Below are 21,489 nucleotides of genomic sequence, written 5' to 3'. Positions count from 1 at the left end.
CAACCACCCAACATCAGCATCCAATCCAATAGCCGTATTGCCCCGACGCGAGGTTCCCCGGTACCTCGCTCAGATCACACCCGCCTCCGAGCGCATCCTTTCGAAATAGATCTTGTCTTCCTCGCTTAAAGTTAACCTCTGAAATCCGGGCCACTTGAATTTTTCCCCAAGCGCCCGTTCCCATACCACTCTGAAGTAGTTTGGATCGAGTTCGTGTGTCGAAAAACTTAATCCACGATGTATGAATGACCGTGCAATCCAAAGGTCGCATAAAATTTCATAACCTGCCGGAGTGAGGCCATCAGCACGTTCGTCATCCCACACAAGACAATTCTTTATGTGATCATACGACGGCTTTAGACTTGGCTTATAAGTGAGCAATTCGATTAACCGCAAATCTTCGCCCACAAATAATGATTCAGAACTCATAGTGCTCTATTTCGTATCGATAACAAGATTTAGTTTTCCTCGAACAACCTCAAACCTGTATCCGGTCGGAGTGATCCCAAGGGACTCCAACGCTCTGGTTCCAGCGGGGTTCCCCGGATTGTCATCCGGGCTACCTCGCTACCTCGCTCGTCGATGCGTTCGATCAACAACCGCGATGCACGATCCAACAACGTCACCGTGAAAAAATAACTCCCTCCAGGAATGAAGTTGCGACCATACAGTGGCAATCCAAATTCATGGGGACAATTCGAACCCATTATCCCGTGTTTCGCAAAAACGCTCAACCCAGGCTACTTGCTACTTGCTACTTCAAAAACTCCTTATTCTTGATGGCCCCGTTGCTCGGATCGATCTCACATCGGTAAGACGAGAATGAGTTTGCGATTAGCGGCATGGCAGAACTAAGTCGGTAGTAATAATCAGAAGTCTCCGGCATCTCTGCCTCCCATAACGTTGCACCTGTCTTCGTAACGGCGATAAGATTTCTAATGGCTGGCGCTCCTTGCCTCCGCATTATTTTGTAGTTTGGATCCAAAAGATACGAGTCTGGATCAAGCAATACAAAAACCTTATCTCCTTGCTCAATTGCATCAAGCACAGACCAGGGCATTTGAACTGATTGGGCATCAATCAGTAACGTCTTACCTTGAAAAGACACGCTCATGGTAGAGGCCTCCCCGGCCCAAAGTTCTGACGCGGAATTTCATCAAGCAACTTGAACTGCTCAGCACCTCCGCGCATCCGACCCCATTCAGGCATCGGAATGGCGCGTGATCGTTCCAAGAGCGTCCCATTAGGAACGAGCACCTCTTGAATCATCGTAGCCTTATTGCCTGGTGGTAAAGCAAGAGCAAGTAGCCCGGATGAAGCAGAGCGCAATCCGGGGAACAACCACCCAACATCAGCATCCAATCCAATAGCCGTATTGCCCCGACGCGGGGTTCCCCGGATTGTCATCCGGGCTACCTCGCTCGTCAATGCATTCGATCAACAACCGCGATGCACGATCCAGCAGCGTCACCGTGAAAAAATAACTTCCTCCAGGAATGAAGTTGCGGCGATAGGCGACCATTACAGTGGCAATCCAAATTCATGGGGACAATTCGAAACCATTATCCCCGGGTTTCGCAAAAACGCTCAACCCAGGCTACTTGCTCAAACCCCATTGGACAATGCTTACGCTGGCTACTCGCTATGTGGGCCAGTTAAAATAACAAGTAAAGCTAGCCGCCATATAACGACTATAGCCACTACTTTTATCAAAAAAAATGCGAATACAATTAAAAATTCGGCTTCCTTTACCTCAAAACGAATGTATTGACTAAACCAGAATGCAATTGGTATTTCTATGACACCAATTAAAATATCAATATAGATTTTATTACGCGGCGCGCTCAAAAACCAAGTGCAACATTTTTAGGGGATAATGTTGCATGGGAAAAAACTACGATCAATTGAGTATTGAAGAGCGGGCAATGATACAAACGCAACTGGAGATGGGGGTCAAACCTGCCGCAATTGCCAAGTCCATAACCCGGTCAGCCTCTACCGTCTCACGTGAACTTCGGCGCAATGGCTGGAGCCGCCCGAAAACGCCTCGCGGCCCTGGACGACCGGCTGTGGCGGGAGGCTATCGTGCCGAGGCAGCCCACAAACGTGCGCATGGCTGCACGATCAAGCCGCGTGTTGAGGGTCGCCTGCGACTGGGAACCACGCTGTGGGATTCAGTCATGCGCCACCTGAAAGCAGGCTACTCACCGGAGCAGATTGCTGGCACACTGGCGCTTGTGCATCCAGATACCCCTACCTTGCAGGTTTCCCATGAGACCATCTACACCGCCATCTACGCCATGCCGCGTGGCGAACTGCACACGGAAGTGATTGGCTGGTTGCGTTTCGGCCATGCCAAGCGCCGTCCCCGTGCGCGTGGCGAAGACCGGCGCGGACGGATTCCTGACATGGTCAGCATTCATGACCGTCCGCCTGAGATTGAAGAGCGGTTGATCCCGGGCCACTGGGAGGGTGACTTCATCAAGGGCGCGCATAATCGCTCATCTGTCGGTACGCTGGTGGAACGGACCACGCTGTTCACGGTACTGGCAAAAATGGAAAATGCCACTGCTGAGGCGACGTTGACCGGCTTCAGTCATGTGCTCAACCGCATTGATGCGCAAAAGCGCCTCTCGTTGACGTACGATCAAGGCAGGGAAATGGCGGCACACCAACGGCTGACAGAAACCACAGGGGTGAAAGTATATTTTGCCGATCCACACAGCCCCTGGCAGCGCGGCATCAACGAGAATACCAATGGTCTGTTGCGGCAGTACCTGCCCAAGGGGAGTGACTTGAGTGGTTTCACGCAGGAGGAGCTGGATGCGATTGCCTGGCAACTCAATACCCGACCACGCAAGTCACTGGGCTTCAAATGCCCAGCCGAGTTGTTTACACCAGACTCTTTCGATTTCAGGCAGCATCACGCTGCGCTTTTTGCACTTGGTCATTGAAACCGCCCGCTTATAGTAATGAAAAATCTTAAAAACAAAAAAGATAGTAAGCCAAGAAATGATTATCCCTGGAAAAAAAATCACTACAATCATGCCGACGGCTTCTTGTTCAAGAATGCCGAATAAACCAAACAGCAAAACAATAAAAAAATAAAGCGCGGACGCTATCAACAACCCATTAGCATATGGAACCCTCATGGCTTAAAAGCCGGAAAATATTTCGCCGGAACCGGGTTATTAATTTCCGGGAAATATATATTATATTTCTCAAGAGGCGGCGGAGACCACTCGAAACCCGCAACTCGCGGTATAGCGGAAAGAAAGGAGTTAGAGTTCCATCCGCTTAGACCAAGAGATGAAGGGGTGAATCGTATAAAATCATAAGGCGCACGCTCATTATAAGATTCATACGCGGCGATAAATCTCTTTGCGGCTTCTGTGTCAGTCACATTTTTTGGGGGAATAAAGACGTCATAAATTGCATTTTTACTTGGGGTATCCGTATCTCGAAATAGACCGCTCCTCAACACATTAAATCCAGAAAATTCTGGCCCAGCACTTATAACCAGATAGCAAGTAGCCCGGATGAAGCAGAGCGCAATCCGGGGAACAACCACCCAACATCAGCATCCAATCCAATAGCCGTATTGCCCCGACGCGGGGTTCCCCGGATTGTCATCCGGGCTACCTCGCTCGTCAATGCATTCGATCAACAACCGCGATGCACGATCCAGCAGCGTCACCGTGAAAAAATAACTTCCTCCAGGAATGAAGTTGCGGCGATAGGCGACCATTACAGTGGCAATCCAAATTCATGGGGACAATTCGAAACCATTATCCCCGGGTTTCGCAAAAACGCTCAACCCAGGCTACTTGCTACTTGCTGGATCATACACCCGCGCGTTCATGTGGATCAAACCCAGGCCGTCGAGGTGTTCGTGCCCGGTATAGCCGTGGTGGGTGGTTGCGCCTGTAATGGGCGCTGTGGCGTCGAGCCAGTTGCCTTGGCGGCGTTTGCCCCAGGCGTCGTAGCTGAGGCGCTCCACTAACGCGCCGGTTTCGTTGGTGATGGCATCCACCGAGCCGAGGTGGTCTTTGTGCAGGTATCTTGTGCTGCTGGTGTTGTCGCTCCGCGTGGTGTAGAGGGCGATGGGGGTGTTGCCGGCGTAGAGGTAATGGCGGTGTTCGATGAGGCCGCTGGCTTTGGTAGTCTTCTCAAAGTGGATGCCGTCGTCCCAGCGCGGGTTGAGGTAGACGGTGGTTTCGCCGCCTGCCACCTGGGTGGCGCGGGCGTGGTCGGCGTCGTAGGTGAAGGTGGACGTCGCTGTGCCTTGGGTGATGGCGCTGGGGAGGTTGAAGGAGGTGTAGGCGAAGCTACGGCCGCCGCCGGTACGCAGGTTGCCGTTGGCGTCGTAACTGTAGCTGCCGATCAACGCACCGGCTTTTTTGATACTGGTGACGGCGTGGGGACCGGCGGGGGTGGTTTCGCCGTAGAGATATTGATCCCCCATGTCGGATTTGGCGGTGATGTTGCCGTCCGCCGAATAGGCATAGCTCTTGGACGCGGGGCCGGTGACGCTGGTGAGGCGGTTGAGTTCGTCGTAACCGAAGCTTTCGGTGAGGCTCTGGACGTTGTCCTTGCGCGAGGTGAGGTTGCCGGTGGCGTCGTAGGCATAGCAAGTAGCCCGGATGAAGCAGAGCGCAATCCGGGGAACAACCACCCAACATCAGCATCCAATCCAATAGCCGTATTACCCCGACGCGGGGTTCCCCGGATTGTCATCCGGGCTACCTCGCTTCGCAAGCTCAGCGCCAACCTACCAGCCCAACTTACCGCGTTAACGATAACCCTTCCAGTCAATGGGAACATCTTGCCAAACCGTGCCTGTGAGAATATCTCGCAACTTTTGGTCGCAGATCTCCATGAAATCATGGCAGAACCGCTCGATGAATAGGCTTTCGGAGAGTCCGGGATTATTGAGTGTTGAGAATTCAATCGCATTAGCCTTTCCATTAACAGCCAACCAATCCTCAACAGAAAATCGCTTACCACTGTTGGCGACTATAAAGACAACTATCGCAGCTGGGCGGCCACGCTGAGCGCGGAGGTAGGAGACTTCAACCTGTCTTCCGGCCGTTTCAGAATCGTACGTTAATAATAAACTGTCGCCAGCCAGCTTTGAGGTTTCCATACAAACTTGTGGCCCTTTGAAACCTAGGCCTTGCATGAAATGAAGGCCTACATCGAACACAGTAAGGGCGTTTGAGTAATCCATCGCTATTTCCCACCCGAGAAAATAGTTTGCTTCTCCATTGTGTAAAACGGACTGAAGCTATACATGCTTGGGTATCCAAGATCAATAACCGTGTATCCTTCGGTTTTGATCTTTGCCGCCCACAGTTTGTTTTCTTGATACATTTGAGTTTGAAACAACTCTTGATTTGTGAGCCGCCTGCCTCCGGCGGTTAGCTGAGCAAACTCACGCTGAGCCGCATCTGAGACTAAACTACCGTCAAAAATATCAACATTGTAACCCTGATTTCGCAGTGCTTCGGCATAGCCACGAACCCCCTTGGTCTCGGCATTGCCCATTGTCCTGCCAATCACTGCCACTTTGTCGTTGGCACCAGACAGAACTCGCTCTGCTTTGATTCCATAGGCCTCAAAGGCTGCGAGTTCGGATGCTCCCCTTGCAACACCGCTCGCAAATGTTCCCGCCCTAATCGGCATCAGGAGCCAAAGCTCCGGCGTTAAGCGCTCTATCGATCTATCAAATTGCGGCCCGCAGCATCCAATTGATACGCGATTTACGTTTGATCCTGTAAAGAAGTCGATTATCGATGCAACTACGCTGAAACTTGTCTGTGGTGTGGCGCAAGTACCTCGCTGTGAACAGTTGGAAACATATCCGGTTTCCTGGCCGGAAAGATCAACCATTGAGGTTGGATTGCCGTCCGCATACCCATAAAGATTCAATCCCCCCTCAAACCCAATCGGATCCGCCTGGAGGAAGCGTCCAATAGCCGGATCATACACCCGCGCATTCATGTGGATCAAACCCAGGCCGTCGAGGTGTTCGTGGCCGGTGTAGCCGTGGTGGGTGGTTGCGGCTGCGATGGGCGCGGTGGCGTAGAGGTAATGGCGGTGTTCGATGAGGCCGCTGGCTTTGGTGGTTTTTTCGTAATGAATGCCGTCGCCCCAGCGCGGGTTGAGGTAGACGGTGGTTTCGCCGCCTGCCACCTAGGTAGCACAGGCGGTTTCATCGGCGCAGCGGCATCACAGCGCCCATAAAACCTCAGGGCACGCGGTTACATCACGGTAAATGGCATCAAGCTGGGCGCGGCTGGTGGCCTGGATGGTGACGGTGACGGAGAGGTATTTGCCGCTTTTGCTGGTGCGGCTGTATACGGCGCTCTCGCCAAGATCCGGCGCGTGACGCCGGATAATCTCAATCACCGACGCTTCAAATACAGGGCTTGCAAGCCCCATTGCCTTGATGGGGAATTCGGTTGGAAACGTGAGCGGGGATTCTTGCTCGCTGTTCATGTGGGAAATATCTCGTTTTAAGTATGGTTTCAGAAGTGTCCGGCAATTTCGCAAAGACGGCTATATAACATGATGATGTTGAATAGGAAAGTGTGTGTTTAGGGGTGTCACCGACTTGAACGTGAATTTTTTGGGAAACTGGGGCTTTCCCCCCAGGAGTTTCCGTCATGTATTCAGGCCAGTTGGTGTTCGCACAACTCATGGAGCATTTGCCCCTTCACACATTCCGTCGCTGCGTGCAGCGCTACCCTTCCAAATATCCCACCAAGACTTTTTCGCATCTCGATCAATTTCTCTGCATGGCGTTCGCGCAGCTGACTTACCGCGAAAGCCTGCGCGACATCGAAACCTGTCTGCGCGCCCACCAAGCCAAGCTCTATCACTTGGGCATACGAGGCAACATCGCCAAGAGCACGCTGGCCGATGCCAACGAGCAACGCGACTGTCGCATCTACGCGGATTTCGCGATGAGCTTAATCCAGACCGCCAGAAAGCTTTACGCCAGCGACAGCTTTGCGGTCGAACTGGAACAGACGGTCTACGCACTCGATACCACGACCATCGACCTGTGCTTGAGCGTCTTTCCGTGGGCACGCTTCCGCTCCACCAAAGCTGCCGTCAAGATGCATACGCTGCTCGACCTGCGCGGCAACATTCCAACCTTCATCCACATCAGCGATGGCAAGATGCACGAGGTCAATGTGCTCGATATCCTGATACCCGAAGCCGGCAGCTTTTACATCATGGATCGTGGCTTCACCGACTTCGCTCGCTGGTTCACCCTGCATCAAGCACAGGCGTTCTTTGTCATCCGTGGCAAATCCAATCTGCTCTTTCGTCGCGTCTACTCTCGCACCGTGGACAAGTCCACTGGACTGCGCTGCGACCAGACCATTGCATTGACTGCTCGCAAGGCCAGCAAGGATTACCCGCAGCACCTGCGACGCATCAAGTTCTACGATGCCGAACACGACAGGTTTCTGGTCTTTCTGACCAACAACTTCGACCTGCCTGCGCTGACCATCGCTCAGCTTTATCGTTGCCGCTGGCAGGTCGAGCTATTCTTCAAGTGGATCAAACAGCATCTTCGAATCAAGCGGTTCTATGGCACCACCGAGAATGCAGTCAAGACGCAAATATGGATCGCCATCGCGGTTTACGTCGTGGTCGCCATCGTGAAAAAGCGGCTCAATACCGAGGCTTCGCTTTACACAATCCTACAGATTTTGAGCCTGACTCTTTTCGAGAAAACGCCACTCGATCAATTACTTAAAAATGCGGAGACGCAAATGAGCATGCAGAAAGACAATAACCAATTGAATCTATTCAATTAAATTACCGGACACTTCTGGTATGGTTTGTTGGGTTACGGCTTCGCCTAACCCAACCTACACATCTTCTTTAAACCTAAAAACGGCGATTCACCGCGGAGCGCACAGAGAACGCAGAGGAAAAACAAGATCTTGGCAAGGTGTACCGAGTCACCCGCTGGGTGGGTGTTCTTGTTACGCTAACCCCCCTGAATTTCTTTGCGTCCTCTGCGTTCTCCGCGGTTCAATAGCTTTTTTAGGTTAAAAAGAGGGGGCTTCTTACGCTCCGCCTGCGCGCACGGCCCGTTTATAGTCCTGATACAGCGCGTACATTTTATGAAACAGCGGCCCAGGCTTGCCGTTGCCCACCGGTTTGCCGTCGAGCGTGGTGATGGGTACGACCTCGCGGGTGGAGGAGGTCTGCCACAGCTCCTGGGCGGTGCGCACTTCGTGCTCGGTGATTTCGCGCACCTGGTGGGGGATGCCATGCGCGGCAGCGAGTTCCAGGATCACGTCGTAGGTGATGCCGGGCAGCATGAGGTGGGTTTTGGGTGGTGCGAGCAGGGTGTTGTTGGCCACCACGAAGATGTTGCTGGCCGCCCCCTCGGTGAGAAACCCGTCGCGCAGCAGAAGCGTTTCCGCTGCTCCGGCGTCGATGGCCAGTTGGCGCAGCAGCACGTTGGGCAGCAGCGCAATGGCCTTGATGTCGCAGCGCAGCCAGCGGTTGTCCAGTGCGCTGACTGCCGCGACGCCAGTGGCACGCAGCGCTTCAGGCGGGGTGGCCAGCGGGCTACTCATCATGAAGATGGTAGGGGGCACATTCACCGGAAAAGCATGGTCGCGCTTGGCTACGCCGCGTGTGATCTGCAGGTAAAGGTACTGGTCTTCGCCCTCACTGCGTGCGATCAGCTGTTCAAACAAATCCGCCCATGCTGCATCGGTGTGCGGATTTATCAGGCGGATGCCGTCGAGGCTGTGCTGCAAGCGCCGCAGGTGTTCCGGGAGCCGGAACGGGCGGCGCGAGTAGACGGGGATCACCTCATAAACCCCATCGCCGAAGATGAAACCACGATCCAGCACCGGCACGTAGGCTTGCTCGATGGGCATGAACTTGCCGTTGAGATAAACGGTTTGGATTTGATCAGTCATGATGCAGTCCCGATTATTTAACGAGGAGTAAAATCCAGTCGACAAAACGCCGCCACACCCCACCTTCCTCGATGCCCTGCAGGGCAACCAGTGGTTGCTTGCTGATCACCTTGCCATCAAGGGCGATAGAAACTGTGCCATAGGGCTGGCCCTTTTTAACCGGCGCAGTGATCAACGGCGTGACACTCATTGAGGCGGTCAGTTTTTTGTACTGGCCACGCGGGATGGTGAGATAGAGATCCTTGTTTAATCCCAATGGCAGGTTTTCGGTCGCGCCTTTCCAGGCACGCACCGTGGTGAGCGGTTTGTTTGCTGCGTAAACGCGGTGGGTTTCATAGAAGCGGAAACCGTAATTGAGCAGGGTCTGGCTTTCACGGGCGCGGGCGTTTTCGCTCTCTGTGCCCAGCACCACGGAGATCAGGCGCATATTGTCACGCAATGCGGAGGATACCAGACAGAATCCAGCGCTCTCGGTATGGCCAGTCTTCATGCCATCCACCGTGGGGTCGCGGTACAACAACAGGTTGCGGTTGTGCTGGGTGATGCCGTTGAAGGTGAATTCACGTAGCGAGTACCACTTGTAATATTCCGGGAAGTCACGGATCACAACGCGCGCCAGTGTCGCCAGATCGCGCGCCGTGGTGTAGTGCTGCGGATCGGGCAGGCCGGTGCTATTCACGAAGTGGGTATTGGTCATGCCCAGTTTTTGCGCGCGCTGGTTCATCATCGCGGCGAACACCGGCTCGGTGCCCGCCACCTGCTCGGCAAGCGCCACCGTGGCGTCATTGCCGGACTGCACGATCATGCCCTTGATCAGGTTCTCCACAGCGATTTGCGTGCCCACCTGGGCGAAGGTGCGCGACCCTTCGGTGCGCCATGCCGCTTCGCTGATGGTAACCATATCGCTGAGCTTGATCTTGCCGGAACGCAGCTCATCGAACACCAGGTAGGCGGTCATTAGCTTGGTGAGACTGGCCGGTTCCATGCGCAGATCGGCGTTCAACGCCGCCAGCACGCTGCCGCTCTGGAAGTCCTGCAGGATATAGCCGCGCGCGGCGATCTGGGGAGCGGGCGGAACCTGCGCCTGTGCGGTGATCCCGATGGCACTAAGCGTCAACAGCAGGGCGGCTATTAACAGGCGGCCACGCGATAGTGGAAGGTGAAGCAGTTGCCCGGATGCGGAGAGACGGGAAAGACGGAGATGAAACATATTATTCACAGCGGGTACTTCCTCTAGGGCTTGCGTCGATGAAAAAGATGGAACAGCGGTACGGCATGGGCTACATGGAGATGGTGTGCGTATTGTAGCGCTTAACGGCTGCCTGAAAAACCCCATCCCCTTGGCAGCGCATGTATGAAATAATACTTTATTGGCATTCCCGTTGTTATCTGACCAAGCACAGAAAATCATGAGCCTAAAAATTATCGCGCCTGTGGCCCTGCACTTGATGGCCTGCGCTGCCGCTGCCAGCGCCGCTGAGCCCACTCCCTCCGAGATCGTGCAGCATTGTTATTACAAATACGCTGGCGATGACCAGCGCTCGCAGCTGCGCATCACCCTCAACGATCCCGTCGGCAAAAAGATCAGCAACGAGTTCACGCGCCTGTGGAAAGACTACAAGGGGCAGAATGGCCTCGTTGACAAGACGATTCTCTATATGACTTACCCACCTGACAGCCGCGGCCTCAATTTCATGCGCTGGTCTTACGTCTCGGAAAGCAAGGTGCCGGATCAGTGGGTCTACCTGCCCGAGCTCAGAATGGCGCGGCGTATCTCCCAGCGCGACCCCGAGAACATGGATTGGGGCTATACCGACGAGGACCTGCGTATTCGGACTCTGGATGAAGACGCCCACCGCTACCTGGGCACCATCAGCCAGGAAAGCCAGCAATACTACTTGGTGGAGAGCACCCCCAAAGGCAACTCCTCATACAGCAGACGCGTTAGCTGGTTCAGCAAGACACTGGATTGGGAAGATTGCGTGGAAAGCCGCGTCGACTACTACGACAAACAGAACACCCTGATCAAGAAGCAGACTGTGCGGTGGCAGAAGATCAAAGGCGCCTGGGCGTGGAAAACCGCCGTGGCACAGAACATGCTAAGCAAGGCCACGGTTGTTTACGACATGGAGCAGGTGGAGGTCAACGTCGGCCTGAAAGACGACGACTTTAATCAGCGGGCGCTCAGGCAAGAGGGCGCGCGGTGACGATCAACCGCGCGCCATTTTGAAGCCTGTTGAATTTATTTAACCTTTGCCAGATACCCACCGAAAATTTCCGCGCCCATCGCCATTTTTTTGGAAATGTCATCGGCAGCCTTCTTGGCGGCCTCAAGATTGACGGGCTTGCCAACCTGGATTACGCCCACCATGCCGATCATTTTATGCAGGTCGCACTCGTATAAATAAACCCCTTCTTTATTCAGGGTCACAGAGAGACCCGTGCTGACCTTGCCTTTCCAGCTATTGGCGCCCTCCGGAACGTGAAGGGAAATAACATTATGACCTGGATCTTTTGCTACAAATGTGACCGTATCTCCAACATTTACTTTGATATAGCCCGGCTCGAACAACATCACGCCATCGTCACCACCGTTTGACATCTGAACCTTGTGTTCTTCAGCAAAAGCGGCTGACGATACAGACAAACCCATAATCAATACCAATTTTCCTATACTGCTACGCATCATGTTTTCTCCTGATGATTAATCGCTAACAACCTGACTTTCCCGAATCCCCAGATCAACGAGTTTGGCTGCCATCTGGTCGGTCTCTTCCACGCTGGCCAGTGGGCCGATGCGCACGCGATAGATGGTGTTTTGCGCTTTTTTGCTGGGGGAAATTTTTATATTGCCGGATACTTGCTCCTGCAGGCGCGAACGCAGTTGTTCGGCCTTGCCGCGCTCAGCAAATGCACCGGCTTGCAGGTAGAGTTTTGTGTCCCGCGCGCCTGTGGGAGATGGCTCACTGCTGAGTTGGTCGGCCATTTGCGCGGAGGGTGGTGAGCCGGGTGTAATGGCGCGGATTTCGACGGCCCCGGTGCTGGTAATGCCAAGCTTTTGCGCGGCGGCGTAGGACAGGTCGATGATGCGGCCTTCGTGAAACGGCCCACGGTCATTCACCTTTACGACCAGTTTACGGCCGTTCTTGATGTTGGTGACCTCGACATAGGTGGGCAGGGGCAAGGTCTTGTGGGCGGCGGTCATGCTGTACATGTCATACGGTTCGCCGCTGGAGGTGCGGCGACCGTGGAACTTGGTGCCATACCACGAGGCAAGGCCGCGTTCCACATGGCCTTCGCTGCTGGCCATGGGGCGGTAACTTGTGCCGGCCACCGTGTAAATTGCCGGGTTGCCGAACTTGCTGCGCGGCTCCTCGCGCGGCACGATATCGGGGATGGACGCGATGTCCACCGCACCGCGCGGCGGCGCGCCATCTTTGTCTGGCGTCGGTATCACGCCGCCTCTCGGTCCGCTTGCCCGGTCAGGCACGGTGCCGCAGGCGCTCAAGAAAACCGATATTGCAAGAGGCAACAGCAGTGGGCGGATATTCATGCCGGTCAATCCTTGGCGTTGACTGTCAGAAGCGACACACTATTGTCACTCACCCGCCGTGCATTGCGCAATGCACGGATTTCCTGGCTGAGCTGATATACCGCCATTGCATACAAGGGGCTGCGGTTGTAACGGGTGATGGCATAAAAATTCTGCAGGCCGACCCAGTACTCCGGTCCGTTCTCTGTCTGGAATTCCAGCAGGGCGCCAGGTTGATCATCGGGGAGGGTATCTGCAATGGTGACGCCGTTTTCCTTGAGCTTGCTCAGGCTGGCACTGGGTTTCATATTCCCGGTCAGCAGCGCCTTGAAATTCTCGCCATCGACCTTCGCCCGGCTCGCTACGGGCTGATCAGGCTGCCAGCCGTTGGCGAAAAAATAATATCCAACACTGCCGATCACGTCTGCCACATTGTTCCACAGGTCACGCGAACCATCGGCGTCAAAGTCCACCGCAAACCTGCGAAAGCTGCTGGGCATGAATTGCGGCATGCCCATTGCGCCGGCATAGGAGCCTTGGGGAACGAGAGGGTCAAGCTTCTCTTCGCGCGCCATCAGCAGAAAATTTTCCAGTTCGCCAAGAAAGAATTTGCTGCGCGGCGGATAATCGAACCCTAGCGTACTGAGCGCATCCAGCACGCGGTAGGAGCCGGTACGCTTACCATAGCCTGTCTCCACGCCAATGATAGCGGTGATGATTTCGGGTGGTACGCCGTAGGCGGTCTGCGCACGCGCCAGAAGGTCGGCGTGTTTGTCCCAGAACTCCACGCCGCCCCGGATGCGCGCTTCGTTGAGGAATATTTGCCGGTATTGAAACCATGGCTTGGCCTCGGCGGGCTTGGTAATGGCGGCGATGATCTCTGGGCGTGTTTCGGCCTGGCTGAGCAGCACGGTCAGTTCGTCGCGGTTGAATTGGTTGCGGATGACCATGTCGTCAACAAACTGGCGCACTTCGGGACGCAATGCAATGCCATCGGCCAGGGCGGGCTGAATGGGCACGAACAGCAGTGCTGCCAAGAACGCAAGAGACCGTACCTTTGCGTGCGTGAAACTGATGTTGTTGATCATGTTGGTACCAGTTTGCGATGAGTGTGGATGGACATCAGGATACCGAACCCGGCCATCACCGTCACCATTGATGTTCCGCCATAGCTGATCAGCGGCAGGGGAACGCCCACCACCGGCAGCAGTGCGGTGACCATGCCGATGTTGACGAAGATATATACGGAGAACGTCAGGATCAGGCTACCCGCGAGCAGGCGAGTGAAGGTGTCGTGCGCCTGGGAGGCGATATACAGTCCGCGCATGACGATGAACAGATAGATCGCCAGTACCACCAGAATACCGATCAGGCCGAACTCCTCGCTCAGCACGGCGAAGATGAAGTCGGTGGAGCGCTCGGGAATAAAGTCGAGGTAGGACTGCGTGCCGTTCAGCCAGCCCTTGCCGTACAGGCCGCCGGAGCCGATGGCGATTTTCGACTGAATGATGTGATAGCCGGTGCCCAGCGGGTCGCTCTCCGGGTCAAGGAAGGTGAGCACGCGCTGCCGCTGATAGTCGTGCATCAGCGACCAGGCGATGGGGATGAATGCCGCCACCAGCGCCCCGACCGCGATGATATAACGCCAGCGCACGCCGCCCAGAAAAATCACAAACACCCCCGAGCAGGCAATCAGCAACGACGTACCCAAATCAGGCTGTTTGGCGATGAGCAGCGTGGGCGTTATCGCCAGCACACCGGCGATAATCAGCTTTAGCGGGCGAGGGGGTAGCGGGCTGTTCGCCAGATACCAGGCGACCATCGCGGGTACGGCGATACGCATCATTTCGGAGGGTTGAAAGCGGAATGCGCCAAGCTCCAGCCAGCGCCGCGCACCCTTGCCGATGTCGCCCACCAATAATACCGCCACCAGCAGCAGGATTCCCGCACCGAACAACCATGGCGCCCAGCGCTGCAAGTGCTGCGGGTGAACCTGGGCAAGCACCAGCATCACGGTAAAGGCAAGCGCGAGCCGCATCACCTGGCGCGTCAGCACCTCCAGGCTTTGTCCGCCCGCGCTGTACAGCACCACCAACCCCGCTGCCGAGAGCAGCAGCAGGCCACACAGCAGCGGTATATCAACATGGATACGCTGCAATAAGCGGAACAAAAAACCCTGTTCCTTGGGCCGTGCATAGACGGGGATGGCTTTTTGGTTCATAGGCGTCGGGGGTCAGGCATAGTAAGCGAGCTCCACGTCCAAGCTGTAAGTTCCTGTGTGGGCATTCCAACTTCACTCATCTTGAGTAATCCCCTGAGAGGCCTCCGGTGCGGCGGGAGAAGACGTTGGTCCGATCTTTTTTGCCCCATCAACGGGAGCAACACCACCAGGCTTGGTCTCGGCCTCTGGAGCCTTGGCTGCCGATTCCATGCCGAGCAAATCCTTCAGGTAATAGTCCATCGCTATGCGTGCCACCGGCGCTGCCGTGCTGCTGCCGTGCCCACCGTTTTCCACGATCACGCCCATGGCGATCTGCGGGGCTTCGGCGGGGGCGAAGGCCACGAACAGTGCGTGGTCGCGCAATCGCTCCGGGGTTTGGCTTTCGTTGTATTTTGCGCCCTGTTTAATCCCTGCCACCTGTGCCGTACCCGTTTTGCCGGCAATTTTATAGGTGGCGGTACGCCCTATACTGGCATAAGCCGTGCCGCGTGCTCCATGCACAACGCTCACCATGGCGTTGACGGCGGTGCGCCAGTTTTCCTCGTTGACCACAGGCACCCGCACGTTCATCTGCGGCTTTTGCTCGGTGATGGTGGCACTGCCGGGTTCTTGAATCGCATGCAGCATATGCGGCTTCATTTGCACGCCCTGATTGGCCATCGTGGCGGTGATTGTTGCCAGTTGCAAGGGGGTGGTCAGCACATAACCCTGTCCGATACCCGCAATCAGGGTTTCACCGCCATACCAAGGCTGATTATATCTTTTGCGCTTCCAGGCCGACGAAGGCATTGCACCCGCCATCTCGCCGGGGAGGTCGATGCCGGTTTTGTGGCCCAGGCCAAAACGTGTCATGAACTCGGCCATATTGTCTATGCCCAGCTTGAGTGCCAGCGTATAGAAATACACGTCGCAGGACTGCTCGACGGCATGTTCGAGATTGATAACGCCATGCCCCTCTTTTTTCCAGTCGCGGTATTGGTGGGCGACGCCCGGAAGCTGAAAATGGCCGCGACAAGTAACCGTGTCATCGGCCGACACCTTATTGTATTCCAGGCCCGCCAAGGCATAAAAAGGCTTGACCGTGGAGCCGGGTGGATATTGGCCCTGCAGGGCGCGGTTGATCATGGGCTTGTCCAGCGAGGTTTGCAGGGCCTTGTAATCCTCCGAGGAAATGCCGTTGACGAACAGGTTGGGGTCATAGCCCGGCGTACTGGCAAAGGCCAGCACCTCGCCGGTTTTGGGTTCGATCGCCACCACAGCGCCGCGCCGGTCGCCAAGTACGCCCTCAATCGCCGCCTGGAGCCTGATATCTATCGTCAAATAAAGATTCTTGCCCGCGGTGGGTGGGGTGCGCCCCAGCACACGCAGGGCGCGCCCCCGTGCGGTGGTCTCGACCTGCTCAACGCCGACGGTGCCGTGCAGTATATCCTCGTAGGTCTTTTCAACACCCAGCTTGCCCATGTGCGTGGTGCCGCTGTAATTGGTGTCGAGATTTTTCAGTTCAGCCTCGTTGATGCGCCCCACATAGCCGATGGCATGCACGGCAAGACTGCCCAGCGGGTACTCGCGCGTCATACGCGCCACCACCTCCACGCCCGGAAAGCGGTAACGGTTGACGGCCAGGCGCGCCATTTCTTCCTCGGTCAGATTAAAGCGCAACGGGGCGGCCTCGAAACGGCGTTTCTGGGCGATCTCCCGGCGAAAGCGCTTGAGGTCGCGTTCGCTGAGTGCGACCAGCTCACCCAATTCGCGCAGCGTGGTCTCCATATCGCCAGCTTCGTCCGGGGTGATTTCCAGGCTGAAGGAGGGTGAGTTTTGTGCCAGCACAATGCCGTTGCGATCATAGATGATGCCGCGCGGCGGAGGGATAGGCACAAGAGTGACGCGGTTCTCCTGCGATAGCGTGGTGTAATGCGCGTGATTTATGATCTGGAGAAAAACCAGCCGCGCGATGACCACCCCCGTCAACACCAGAATGACAACGATAGCCACGATCACGCGAGTATTGAACATCTCGCTTTCGTGGAAATAATCTTTAAGGTGGGTCTTGGTCATATGAAAATCATGCAGGGAAGGCGCCCCTGCATTTCTACGATGTCTCGCTGCGGCTGCGCAGGATGGAGGACAGCAAGGGCCACAACAGCATGCTGCTCAATGCCGACGACCAGTACAGCCAGGTGTCTGGCGACCGCCCGAGGATGCCCATAATCCACAGCGTCAGTAATTTGTATAGGACAATCAGCATCAGCACGATCAGGAGTTGCTGCCAGAGTGGGTAGGCACGTATGCGTTGATGGAATTTGACAACGAAATAGGCAATAAGTGTCATGCCCAGCGCATGCTGGCCGAGCAGCACCCCCTGCACGGCATCGAGCATCATTCCCAGCAACCAGGCCACACCCACGCCGACGCGCTGGGGTTGCGCCAAACACCAATAAGTGACCGCCAGCGCCACCCATTCGGGACGAAACGCCTCGATTTCTGTCGGCAAGGGAATGATGGTCAGGGCAAAGGCGGCGAACAGGGTCATTAAAATGAACCAGCCGTTGACGGGGGATTGTGTTCGATCCATGGTGCCGATCACTCAATGATGTCCGAGGGCGATTGCGGGGATACGGGTGCCGCTGGTTTTGGGAGCGGCGCTGTTGGTGCAGGCGCCACCGCCGCAGGAGGTGAAACAGCAGGAGCAGGTTTAATAATTGCCCCTGCCGGCGTCTCCGGTTTGGCTGGCGTGATTTGCGCCGCAGAGGGTGTGGGCGTGGCTTGGGGCTGTTTTTCCTGTTCAGCGCCCACCGGTTTCTGAACAACCGCCCCCCCTGGCGTCTGCCCCCCGGCCTGTGGCCACACCAGCAATACCTCCCGGTTATGTTCGAGACGCGCGCTGGGCATGGCCCTCACCTGGATAAAATACTGTCCCTGCTGTTGTTTCACGAGTGTGACCGTCGCGACCGGATAATTGGGCGGGAAACGCCCATCCAGGCCAGAGGTAACAAGTAAATCGCCCCGCTTGATATCGGTATTGCTGGGCAGATTCTGCAAATCGAGCAACCCTGCCGCACCCATACCGGCTGCTATGGTGCGCAGGCCGGTACGCGTAACCATCACCGGCAGGGCGTGGGTGGTGTCGGTAATCAGCATAGCGGTGCTGGACAGCGGGCCAACTTTAATGACCTGCCCCATCACGCCACGGGCGTCTATCAACGGCTGCCCCTCATAGACACCATCGCGGCTACCCTTGTCGATCACAACCTTGCGTGCGTATGGGTCAATATCCACCGCCAGCAACTCCGCTGCCAGCACATGTTCGCTCACCTTGGGGGAGGCGCCCAGCAGTTCGCGAAGGCGCATGTTTTCCATCTCCAGCGCCGCCATCTTCTGCACCTGCGCCTTGAGCAGGAGGTCTTGTGCGTGCAGGCGGGTATTTTCCGCCATCAGGGATTTGCGCGTGGTAAAGTTGTCCTGCAACCATCCCCCCGCAGACACCGGTAGGTTGACGACATAGTAGAGCGGATAAATCACCGCCGACAATGCCGTCCGCACACTTTCCAGATAATTCTGGCGGTGATCCACCGTCATCATGATCAGCGAGGCAAACACAAACACAACCAGACGGGTGGCTAGAGAGGGGCCTCGTAAAAATAAGGGTTTTATGGCGTGCCTCTTGTCAGGTAATGGCTCGCAGGGAAGCCCCCTGTGTGGATGCCCTGTCCGGGCAACTCCGGGGACAACCCCTACGCCTTATTGTTCCGATGCAAACACATCCATGCCGCCACCTTCGTCGATCATCTCCAGCGCGCGTCCGCCGCCACGTGCGACGCAGGTCAGCGGATCTTCGGCAATCACCACCGGCAGGCCGGTTTCTTCCATCAACAGACGATCCAGATCACGCAGCAGCGCCCCGCCGCCGGTGAGCACCATGCCGCGCTCGGCAATGTCTGAGCCCAGATCCGGCGGTGTCTGCTCCAGCGCGGTACGCACTGCGCCGACGATACCCGCCAACGGCTCCTGCAATGCTTCCAGGATCTCGTTGCTGTTGAGCGTAAAGCTGCGCGGCACACCTTCGGAAAGATTGCGCCCCTTGACCTCTATCTCGCGGATCTCCTTACCTGGATAGGCGGAACCGATCTCGATCTTGATGCGCTCCGCGGTGGATTCGCCGATCAAAGTACCGTAGTTGCGGCGCACGTAGTTGATAATCGCGTCATCCAGCCGGTCGCCGCCGATGCGCACCGAGGCCGCATAGACAATGCCGTTGAGAGATATGATGGCCACCTCGGTGGTGCCGCCGCCGATATCCAGCACCATCGAACCGCTCGCCTCACCCACCGGCATGCCCGCACCAATCGCGGCCGCCATCGGCTCTTCGATGAGATAAACCTCGCGCGCACCCGCACCGGCGGCGGATTCCTTGATGGCGCGCCGCTCCACCTGGGTCGAGCCGCACGGCACGCAGATCAGCACGCGCGGGCTAGGACGGAAGAAGCGGGCCTCATGCACCTTGTGGATAAAATGCTGCAACATCTTTTCAGTCACCGTGAAGTCGGCGATCACACCGTCCTTCAAAGGGCGAATGGCGGTAATGTTGCCCGGCGTGCGGCCAATCATCAATTTGGCCTCGGCGCCGACCGCAGCGATAGTCTTGGGGCTGCCCGGCCCGCGATCCTGACGAATCGCAACCACTGAAGGCTCGTTTAATACGATTCCCTGGCCGCGCACATAAATGAGAGTGTTAGCGGTTCCAAGGTCTATCGAAAGGTCGCTGGAGAACAGTCCGCGTAGGCGCTTAAACATAGGTATGGTTCATTCCATGATGGAGTTGAAGAGAGGCTGGCGAGATACATGCAACAATAACGCCATAATTTATCAACCGGGAGGGTTTTGAGCAAGCCGGTAAGTGTGGTAAGTTTCGCACTTACACTGTAGAACCGCAATGCGGAGAAAGTTTTTATGGCCCTGAACAAATCCGACGTAGAAAAAATCGCGCACTTGGCGCGGCTGGAAATCAACGAGGCGGACATCCCACACTACGCCAATAATTTGACGAACATCCTCAGCTTCGTTGAGCAAATGAGCGCCATAGACACCGCCGGCGTCGAACCCATGGCGCACCCGCTGGCCGCCAGCCAGCGCCTGCGCCCCGACATCGTCACCGAAACCAACCAGCGCGAACTGTTCCAGTCCATCGCGCCACAGGTCGAAGCGGGGCTGTATCTGGTGCCTAAGGTGATTGAATAACAAATGGTTACAGGTCATAGCCGTAATCCGCCACCCTGAATTGGAAAGTTATGTTGCACAATAAAACCATCGCCGAATTATCCGCCGACCTGCATGCAGGTAAATATTCCAGTGAAGATCTGACGCGCGCCTTTCTTGCGCGCATCGAGCAGTTCAACCCACAGCTTAACGCCCTCGTCACCGTGACCGCCGAACAGGCCCTTGCCGAGGCGCGTGTCGCCGACGCACGACTGAAGGCCGGTACTGCCGGGCCGCTCACCGGCATTCCGCTCGTGCAGAAGGACATCTTCTGTACCAAGGGTGTCAAGACCAGTTGTGGTTCCAGGATGCTGGACAACTTCATTGCCCCCTACGACGCTACCACCGTTATCAAGCTGAAAGACGCGGGCATGGTGATGGTGGGTAAGGCCAATATGGATGAGTTCGCCATGGGATCAAGCAACGAGACGAGCTTCTACGGTCCAGTGAAGAATCCGTGGGATACCGCCGCTGTGCCCGGTGGCTCCAGCGGTGGCTCTGCCGCAGCGGTCGCGGCGCGCCTGGCGCCGGTAGCCACTGGCACCGACACCGGTGGCTCGATCCGTCAGCCCGCCGCGCTGTGCGGCATCACCGGAATCAAGCCCACCTATGGGCGGGTGTCGCGTTACGGCATGATCGCATTTGCCTCCAGTCTCGATCAGGGCGGGCCGATGGCGCGCACCGCCGAGGATTGCGCGCTGGTGCTCGAGGCAATGGCCGGATTCGACGAGCGTGATTCCACCAGCGTGGACATGCCGGTGCCGGACTATCGCGCCACGCTCAATGACTCGATACAGGGCTTGAAAATCGGCCTGCCCAAAGAGTATTTCGGCGAAGGTCTTGATGCTCAGGTCGCGCAAGTGATTGACAACGCCATCAAGCAATACCGCGCGCTGGGCGCGGAGGTGGTGGAGATCAGCCTGCCCAATACCCAGCTTGCCGTGCCTACCTATTATGTGGTCGCGCCCGCCGAATGCTCGTCTAATCTGTCGCGTTTCGACGGCGTGCGCTTCGGCTACCGTTGCGAAAATCCGCATGACCTGCTCGATCTCTACAAACGCTCGCGTGGCGAAGGCTTTGGCCCCGAGGTCAAACGCCGCATCATGATCGGCACCTACGCGCTATCCGCCGGTTACTACGATGCTTACTACATCAAAGCCCAGCAGTTGCGGCGCCTGATCAGCGATGACTTCATACAGGCCTTCAAGCAGGTGGACGTGATCATGGGCCCCACCTCGCCGACGGTGGCGTTTAATATCGGCGAAAAGGTCGCCGATCCGGTCACCATGTATCTGTCAGACATCTATACCATCGCCGTCAACCTCGCCGGCCTACCCGGCATGTCCATCCCGGCGGGATTTGTCGGCAAGCGCCCGGTGGGCTTGCAGCTCATCGGCAATTATTTCGCCGAGGCACGCCTGCTCAACGTCGCGCATAAATATCAGCAGGCGACGGACTGGCACGGTCGCGTGCCACAGGGGTTTGAATAAAAATATGAAGGTTGGGCTGAGGCATGAAGCCCA

At 56.2% G+C, this 21,489-nt stretch carries 20 protein-coding genes and 3 pseudogenes; 5 read left to right on the top strand and 18 right to left on the bottom strand.

All coding sequences use genetic code 11. From position 1 onward, the window contains the following. Positions 1–754: 754 nt before the first annotated feature. Complete coding sequence (locus M3A44_04395) at positions 755–1,114, bottom strand: hypothetical protein (protein ID MEQ6340895.1); 360 nt, start codon at positions 1,112–1,114, stop codon at positions 755–757. 309 nt (positions 1,115–1,423) lie between these two features. After that, a pseudogene (locus tag M3A44_04390) lies at positions 1,424–1,522 on the bottom strand (transposase). A 361-nt stretch (positions 1,523–1,883) separates the two neighbouring features. On the opposite strand from M3A44_04390, the gene M3A44_04385 reads away from it, so the two are divergent. Then, entirely contained in the window at positions 1,884–2,954 is a 1,071-nt protein-coding gene (locus M3A44_04385; GenBank protein MEQ6340894.1) for an IS30 family transposase, read from the top strand. 695 nt (positions 2,955–3,649) lie between these two features. Here the strand turns inward: M3A44_04385 and M3A44_04380 are convergent. The 5 genes and pseudogenes from M3A44_04380 to M3A44_04360 all read right to left on the bottom strand — a co-directional run bounded on the left by M3A44_04380 (position 3,650) and on the right by M3A44_04360 (position 6,501). Then, a pseudogene (locus tag M3A44_04380) lies at positions 3,650–3,748 on the bottom strand (transposase). 75 nt (positions 3,749–3,823) lie between these two features. Further along, positions 3,824–4,675: a hypothetical protein gene (locus tag M3A44_04375; protein MEQ6340893.1), complete on the bottom strand. Its 852-nt coding sequence runs from the start codon at positions 4,673–4,675 to the stop codon at positions 3,824–3,826. A gap of 117 nt (positions 4,676–4,792) precedes the next feature. After that, positions 4,793–5,230 carry a hypothetical protein gene (locus tag M3A44_04370; protein MEQ6340892.1) on the bottom strand — a complete coding sequence of 146 codons (438 nt, stop codon included), beginning with the start codon at positions 5,228–5,230 and terminating at the stop codon, positions 4,793–4,795. 2 nt (positions 5,231–5,232) lie between these two features. Next, positions 5,233–6,195: an RHS repeat-associated core domain-containing protein gene (locus tag M3A44_04365; protein MEQ6340891.1), complete on the bottom strand. Its 963-nt coding sequence runs from the start codon at positions 6,193–6,195 to the stop codon at positions 5,233–5,235. Between the two features lie 36 nt (positions 6,196–6,231). Next, positions 6,232–6,501, bottom strand: coding sequence for a DUF493 domain-containing protein (locus tag M3A44_04360; protein MEQ6340890.1), 270 nt, complete (start codon positions 6,499–6,501; stop codon positions 6,232–6,234). A 167-nt stretch (positions 6,502–6,668) separates the two neighbouring features. Between M3A44_04360 and M3A44_04355 the strand changes: the two genes are divergently transcribed. Beyond that, the gene (locus M3A44_04355; protein ID MEQ6340889.1) at positions 6,669–7,835 is read left to right on the top strand and encodes an IS4 family transposase; all 1,167 of its coding nucleotides are present in this window, start codon (positions 6,669–6,671) and stop codon (positions 7,833–7,835) included. Between the two features lie 255 nt (positions 7,836–8,090). Here the strand turns inward: M3A44_04355 and M3A44_04350 are convergent, their stop codons facing one another. Together M3A44_04350 and M3A44_04345 are read right to left on the bottom strand one after the other, a co-directional pair. Next, entirely contained in the window at positions 8,091–8,960 is an 870-nt protein-coding gene (locus tag M3A44_04350; GenBank protein MEQ6340888.1) for a D-amino acid aminotransferase, read from the bottom strand. A gap of 13 nt (positions 8,961–8,973) precedes the next feature. Continuing rightward, a complete protein-coding gene (locus tag M3A44_04345) occupies positions 8,974–10,170 on the bottom strand; it encodes a D-alanyl-D-alanine carboxypeptidase (protein MEQ6340887.1) in 1,197 nt (398 codons plus the stop codon). 199 nt (positions 10,171–10,369) lie between these two features. Here M3A44_04345 and M3A44_04340 point away from each other — a divergent pair, with 199 nt between their 5' ends. After that, a complete protein-coding gene (locus tag M3A44_04340; protein MEQ6340886.1) occupies positions 10,370–11,167 on the top strand; it encodes an outer membrane lipoprotein-sorting protein in 798 nt (265 codons plus the stop codon). 35 nt (positions 11,168–11,202) lie between these two features. Here the strand turns inward: M3A44_04340 and M3A44_04335 are convergent, their stop codons facing one another. The 9 genes and pseudogenes from M3A44_04335 to M3A44_04295 all read right to left on the bottom strand — a co-directional run bounded on the left by M3A44_04335 (position 11,203) and on the right by M3A44_04295 (position 19,504). Continuing rightward, positions 11,203–11,649 (bottom strand): pseudoazurin, encoded by a 447-nt coding sequence (locus M3A44_04335; protein ID MEQ6340885.1) that lies wholly within the window; start codon positions 11,647–11,649, stop codon positions 11,203–11,205. A gap of 15 nt (positions 11,650–11,664) precedes the next feature. Next, entirely contained in the window at positions 11,665–11,946 is a 282-nt protein-coding gene (locus M3A44_04330) for an SPOR domain-containing protein (GenBank protein MEQ6340884.1), read from the bottom strand. 60 nt (positions 11,947–12,006) lie between these two features. Beyond that, positions 12,007–12,342 (bottom strand): annotated as a pseudogene (locus tag M3A44_04325) (septal ring lytic transglycosylase RlpA family protein). 176 nt (positions 12,343–12,518) lie between these two features. Continuing rightward, the gene (gene mltB, locus M3A44_04320; GenBank protein MEQ6340883.1) at positions 12,519–13,580 is read right to left on the bottom strand and encodes a lytic murein transglycosylase B; all 1,062 of its coding nucleotides are present in this window, start codon (positions 13,578–13,580) and stop codon (positions 12,519–12,521) included. Beyond that, positions 13,577–14,713: a rod shape-determining protein RodA gene (rodA, locus tag M3A44_04315; GenBank protein ID MEQ6340882.1), complete on the bottom strand. Its 1,137-nt coding sequence runs from the start codon at positions 14,711–14,713 to the stop codon at positions 13,577–13,579. Before rodA ends, mltB begins: the two co-directional genes overlap by 4 nt. Before the next feature lie 72 nt (positions 14,714–14,785). Next, positions 14,786–16,768, bottom strand: a complete 1,983-nt coding sequence (gene mrdA / locus M3A44_04310) for a penicillin-binding protein 2 (GenBank protein ID MEQ6340881.1) — start codon at positions 16,766–16,768, stop codon at positions 14,786–14,788. Between the two features lie 34 nt (positions 16,769–16,802). After that, positions 16,803–17,285, bottom strand: coding sequence for a rod shape-determining protein MreD (mreD, locus tag M3A44_04305; GenBank protein ID MEQ6340880.1), 483 nt, complete (start codon positions 17,283–17,285; stop codon positions 16,803–16,805). An 8-nt stretch (positions 17,286–17,293) separates the two neighbouring features. Then, positions 17,294–18,310, bottom strand: a complete 1,017-nt coding sequence (gene mreC / locus M3A44_04300) for a rod shape-determining protein MreC (protein ID MEQ6340879.1) — start codon at positions 18,308–18,310, stop codon at positions 17,294–17,296. 141 nt (positions 18,311–18,451) lie between these two features. After that, positions 18,452–19,504 (bottom strand): rod shape-determining protein, encoded by a 1,053-nt coding sequence (locus M3A44_04295; protein MEQ6340878.1) that lies wholly within the window; start codon positions 19,502–19,504, stop codon positions 18,452–18,454. A gap of 156 nt (positions 19,505–19,660) precedes the next feature. Here M3A44_04295 and gatC point away from each other — a divergent pair, with 156 nt between their 5' ends. After that, positions 19,661–19,948, top strand: a complete 288-nt coding sequence (gatC, locus tag M3A44_04290) for an Asp-tRNA(Asn)/Glu-tRNA(Gln) amidotransferase subunit GatC (protein MEQ6340877.1) — start codon at positions 19,661–19,663, stop codon at positions 19,946–19,948. Between the two features lie 53 nt (positions 19,949–20,001). Then, positions 20,002–21,456 carry an Asp-tRNA(Asn)/Glu-tRNA(Gln) amidotransferase subunit GatA gene (gene gatA, locus M3A44_04285; protein MEQ6340876.1) on the top strand — a complete coding sequence of 485 codons (1,455 nt, stop codon included), beginning with the start codon at positions 20,002–20,004 and terminating at the stop codon, positions 21,454–21,456. Positions 21,457–21,489 lie beyond the last annotated feature (33 nt).

The organism is Gammaproteobacteria bacterium, from assembly GCA_040183005.1.
GTDB lineage: Bacteria > Pseudomonadota > Gammaproteobacteria.
Note: the sequence above shows the minus strand (reverse complement) of the source record. Positions and strands in the feature narration are given on the sequence as shown.

Excerpts from the sequence above, each read along its gene's own strand:
- mltB (MEQ6340883.1), bottom strand. The coding sequence starts at position 13,580 with ATGATCAACAACATCAGTTTCACGCACGCAAAGGTACGGTCTCTTGCG.
- M3A44_04340 (MEQ6340886.1), top strand. The coding sequence starts at position 10,370 with ATGAGCCTAAAAATTATCGCGCCTGTGGCCCTGCACTTGATGGCCTGC.
- mreD (MEQ6340880.1), bottom strand. The coding sequence starts at position 17,285 with ATGGATCGAACACAATCCCCCGTCAACGGCTGGTTCATTTTAATGACC.
- M3A44_04360 (MEQ6340890.1), bottom strand. The coding sequence starts at position 6,501 with ATGAACAGCGAGCAAGAATCCCCGCTCACGTTTCCAACCGAATTCCCC.
- M3A44_04370 (MEQ6340892.1), bottom strand. The coding sequence starts at position 5,230 with ATGGATTACTCAAACGCCCTTACTGTGTTCGATGTAGGCCTTCATTTC.
- M3A44_04385 (MEQ6340894.1), top strand. The coding sequence starts at position 1,884 with ATGGGAAAAAACTACGATCAATTGAGTATTGAAGAGCGGGCAATGATA.
- mrdA (MEQ6340881.1), bottom strand. The coding sequence starts at position 16,768 with ATGACCAAGACCCACCTTAAAGATTATTTCCACGAAAGCGAGATGTTC.
- M3A44_04355 (MEQ6340889.1), top strand. The coding sequence starts at position 6,669 with ATGTATTCAGGCCAGTTGGTGTTCGCACAACTCATGGAGCATTTGCCC.
- M3A44_04335 (MEQ6340885.1), bottom strand. The coding sequence starts at position 11,649 with ATGATGCGTAGCAGTATAGGAAAATTGGTATTGATTATGGGTTTGTCT.
- M3A44_04350 (MEQ6340888.1), bottom strand. The coding sequence starts at position 8,960 with ATGACTGATCAAATCCAAACCGTTTATCTCAACGGCAAGTTCATGCCC.
- gatC (MEQ6340877.1), top strand. The coding sequence starts at position 19,661 with ATGGCCCTGAACAAATCCGACGTAGAAAAAATCGCGCACTTGGCGCGG.
- M3A44_04395 (MEQ6340895.1), bottom strand. The coding sequence starts at position 1,114 with ATGAGCGTGTCTTTTCAAGGTAAGACGTTACTGATTGATGCCCAATCA.
- rodA (MEQ6340882.1), bottom strand. The coding sequence starts at position 14,713 with ATGAACCAAAAAGCCATCCCCGTCTATGCACGGCCCAAGGAACAGGGT.
- M3A44_04295 (MEQ6340878.1), bottom strand. The coding sequence starts at position 19,504 with ATGTTTAAGCGCCTACGCGGACTGTTCTCCAGCGACCTTTCGATAGAC.
- M3A44_04330 (MEQ6340884.1), bottom strand. The coding sequence starts at position 11,946 with ATGGCCGACCAACTCAGCAGTGAGCCATCTCCCACAGGCGCGCGGGAC.
- M3A44_04345 (MEQ6340887.1), bottom strand. The coding sequence starts at position 10,170 with ATGTTTCATCTCCGTCTTTCCCGTCTCTCCGCATCCGGGCAACTGCTT.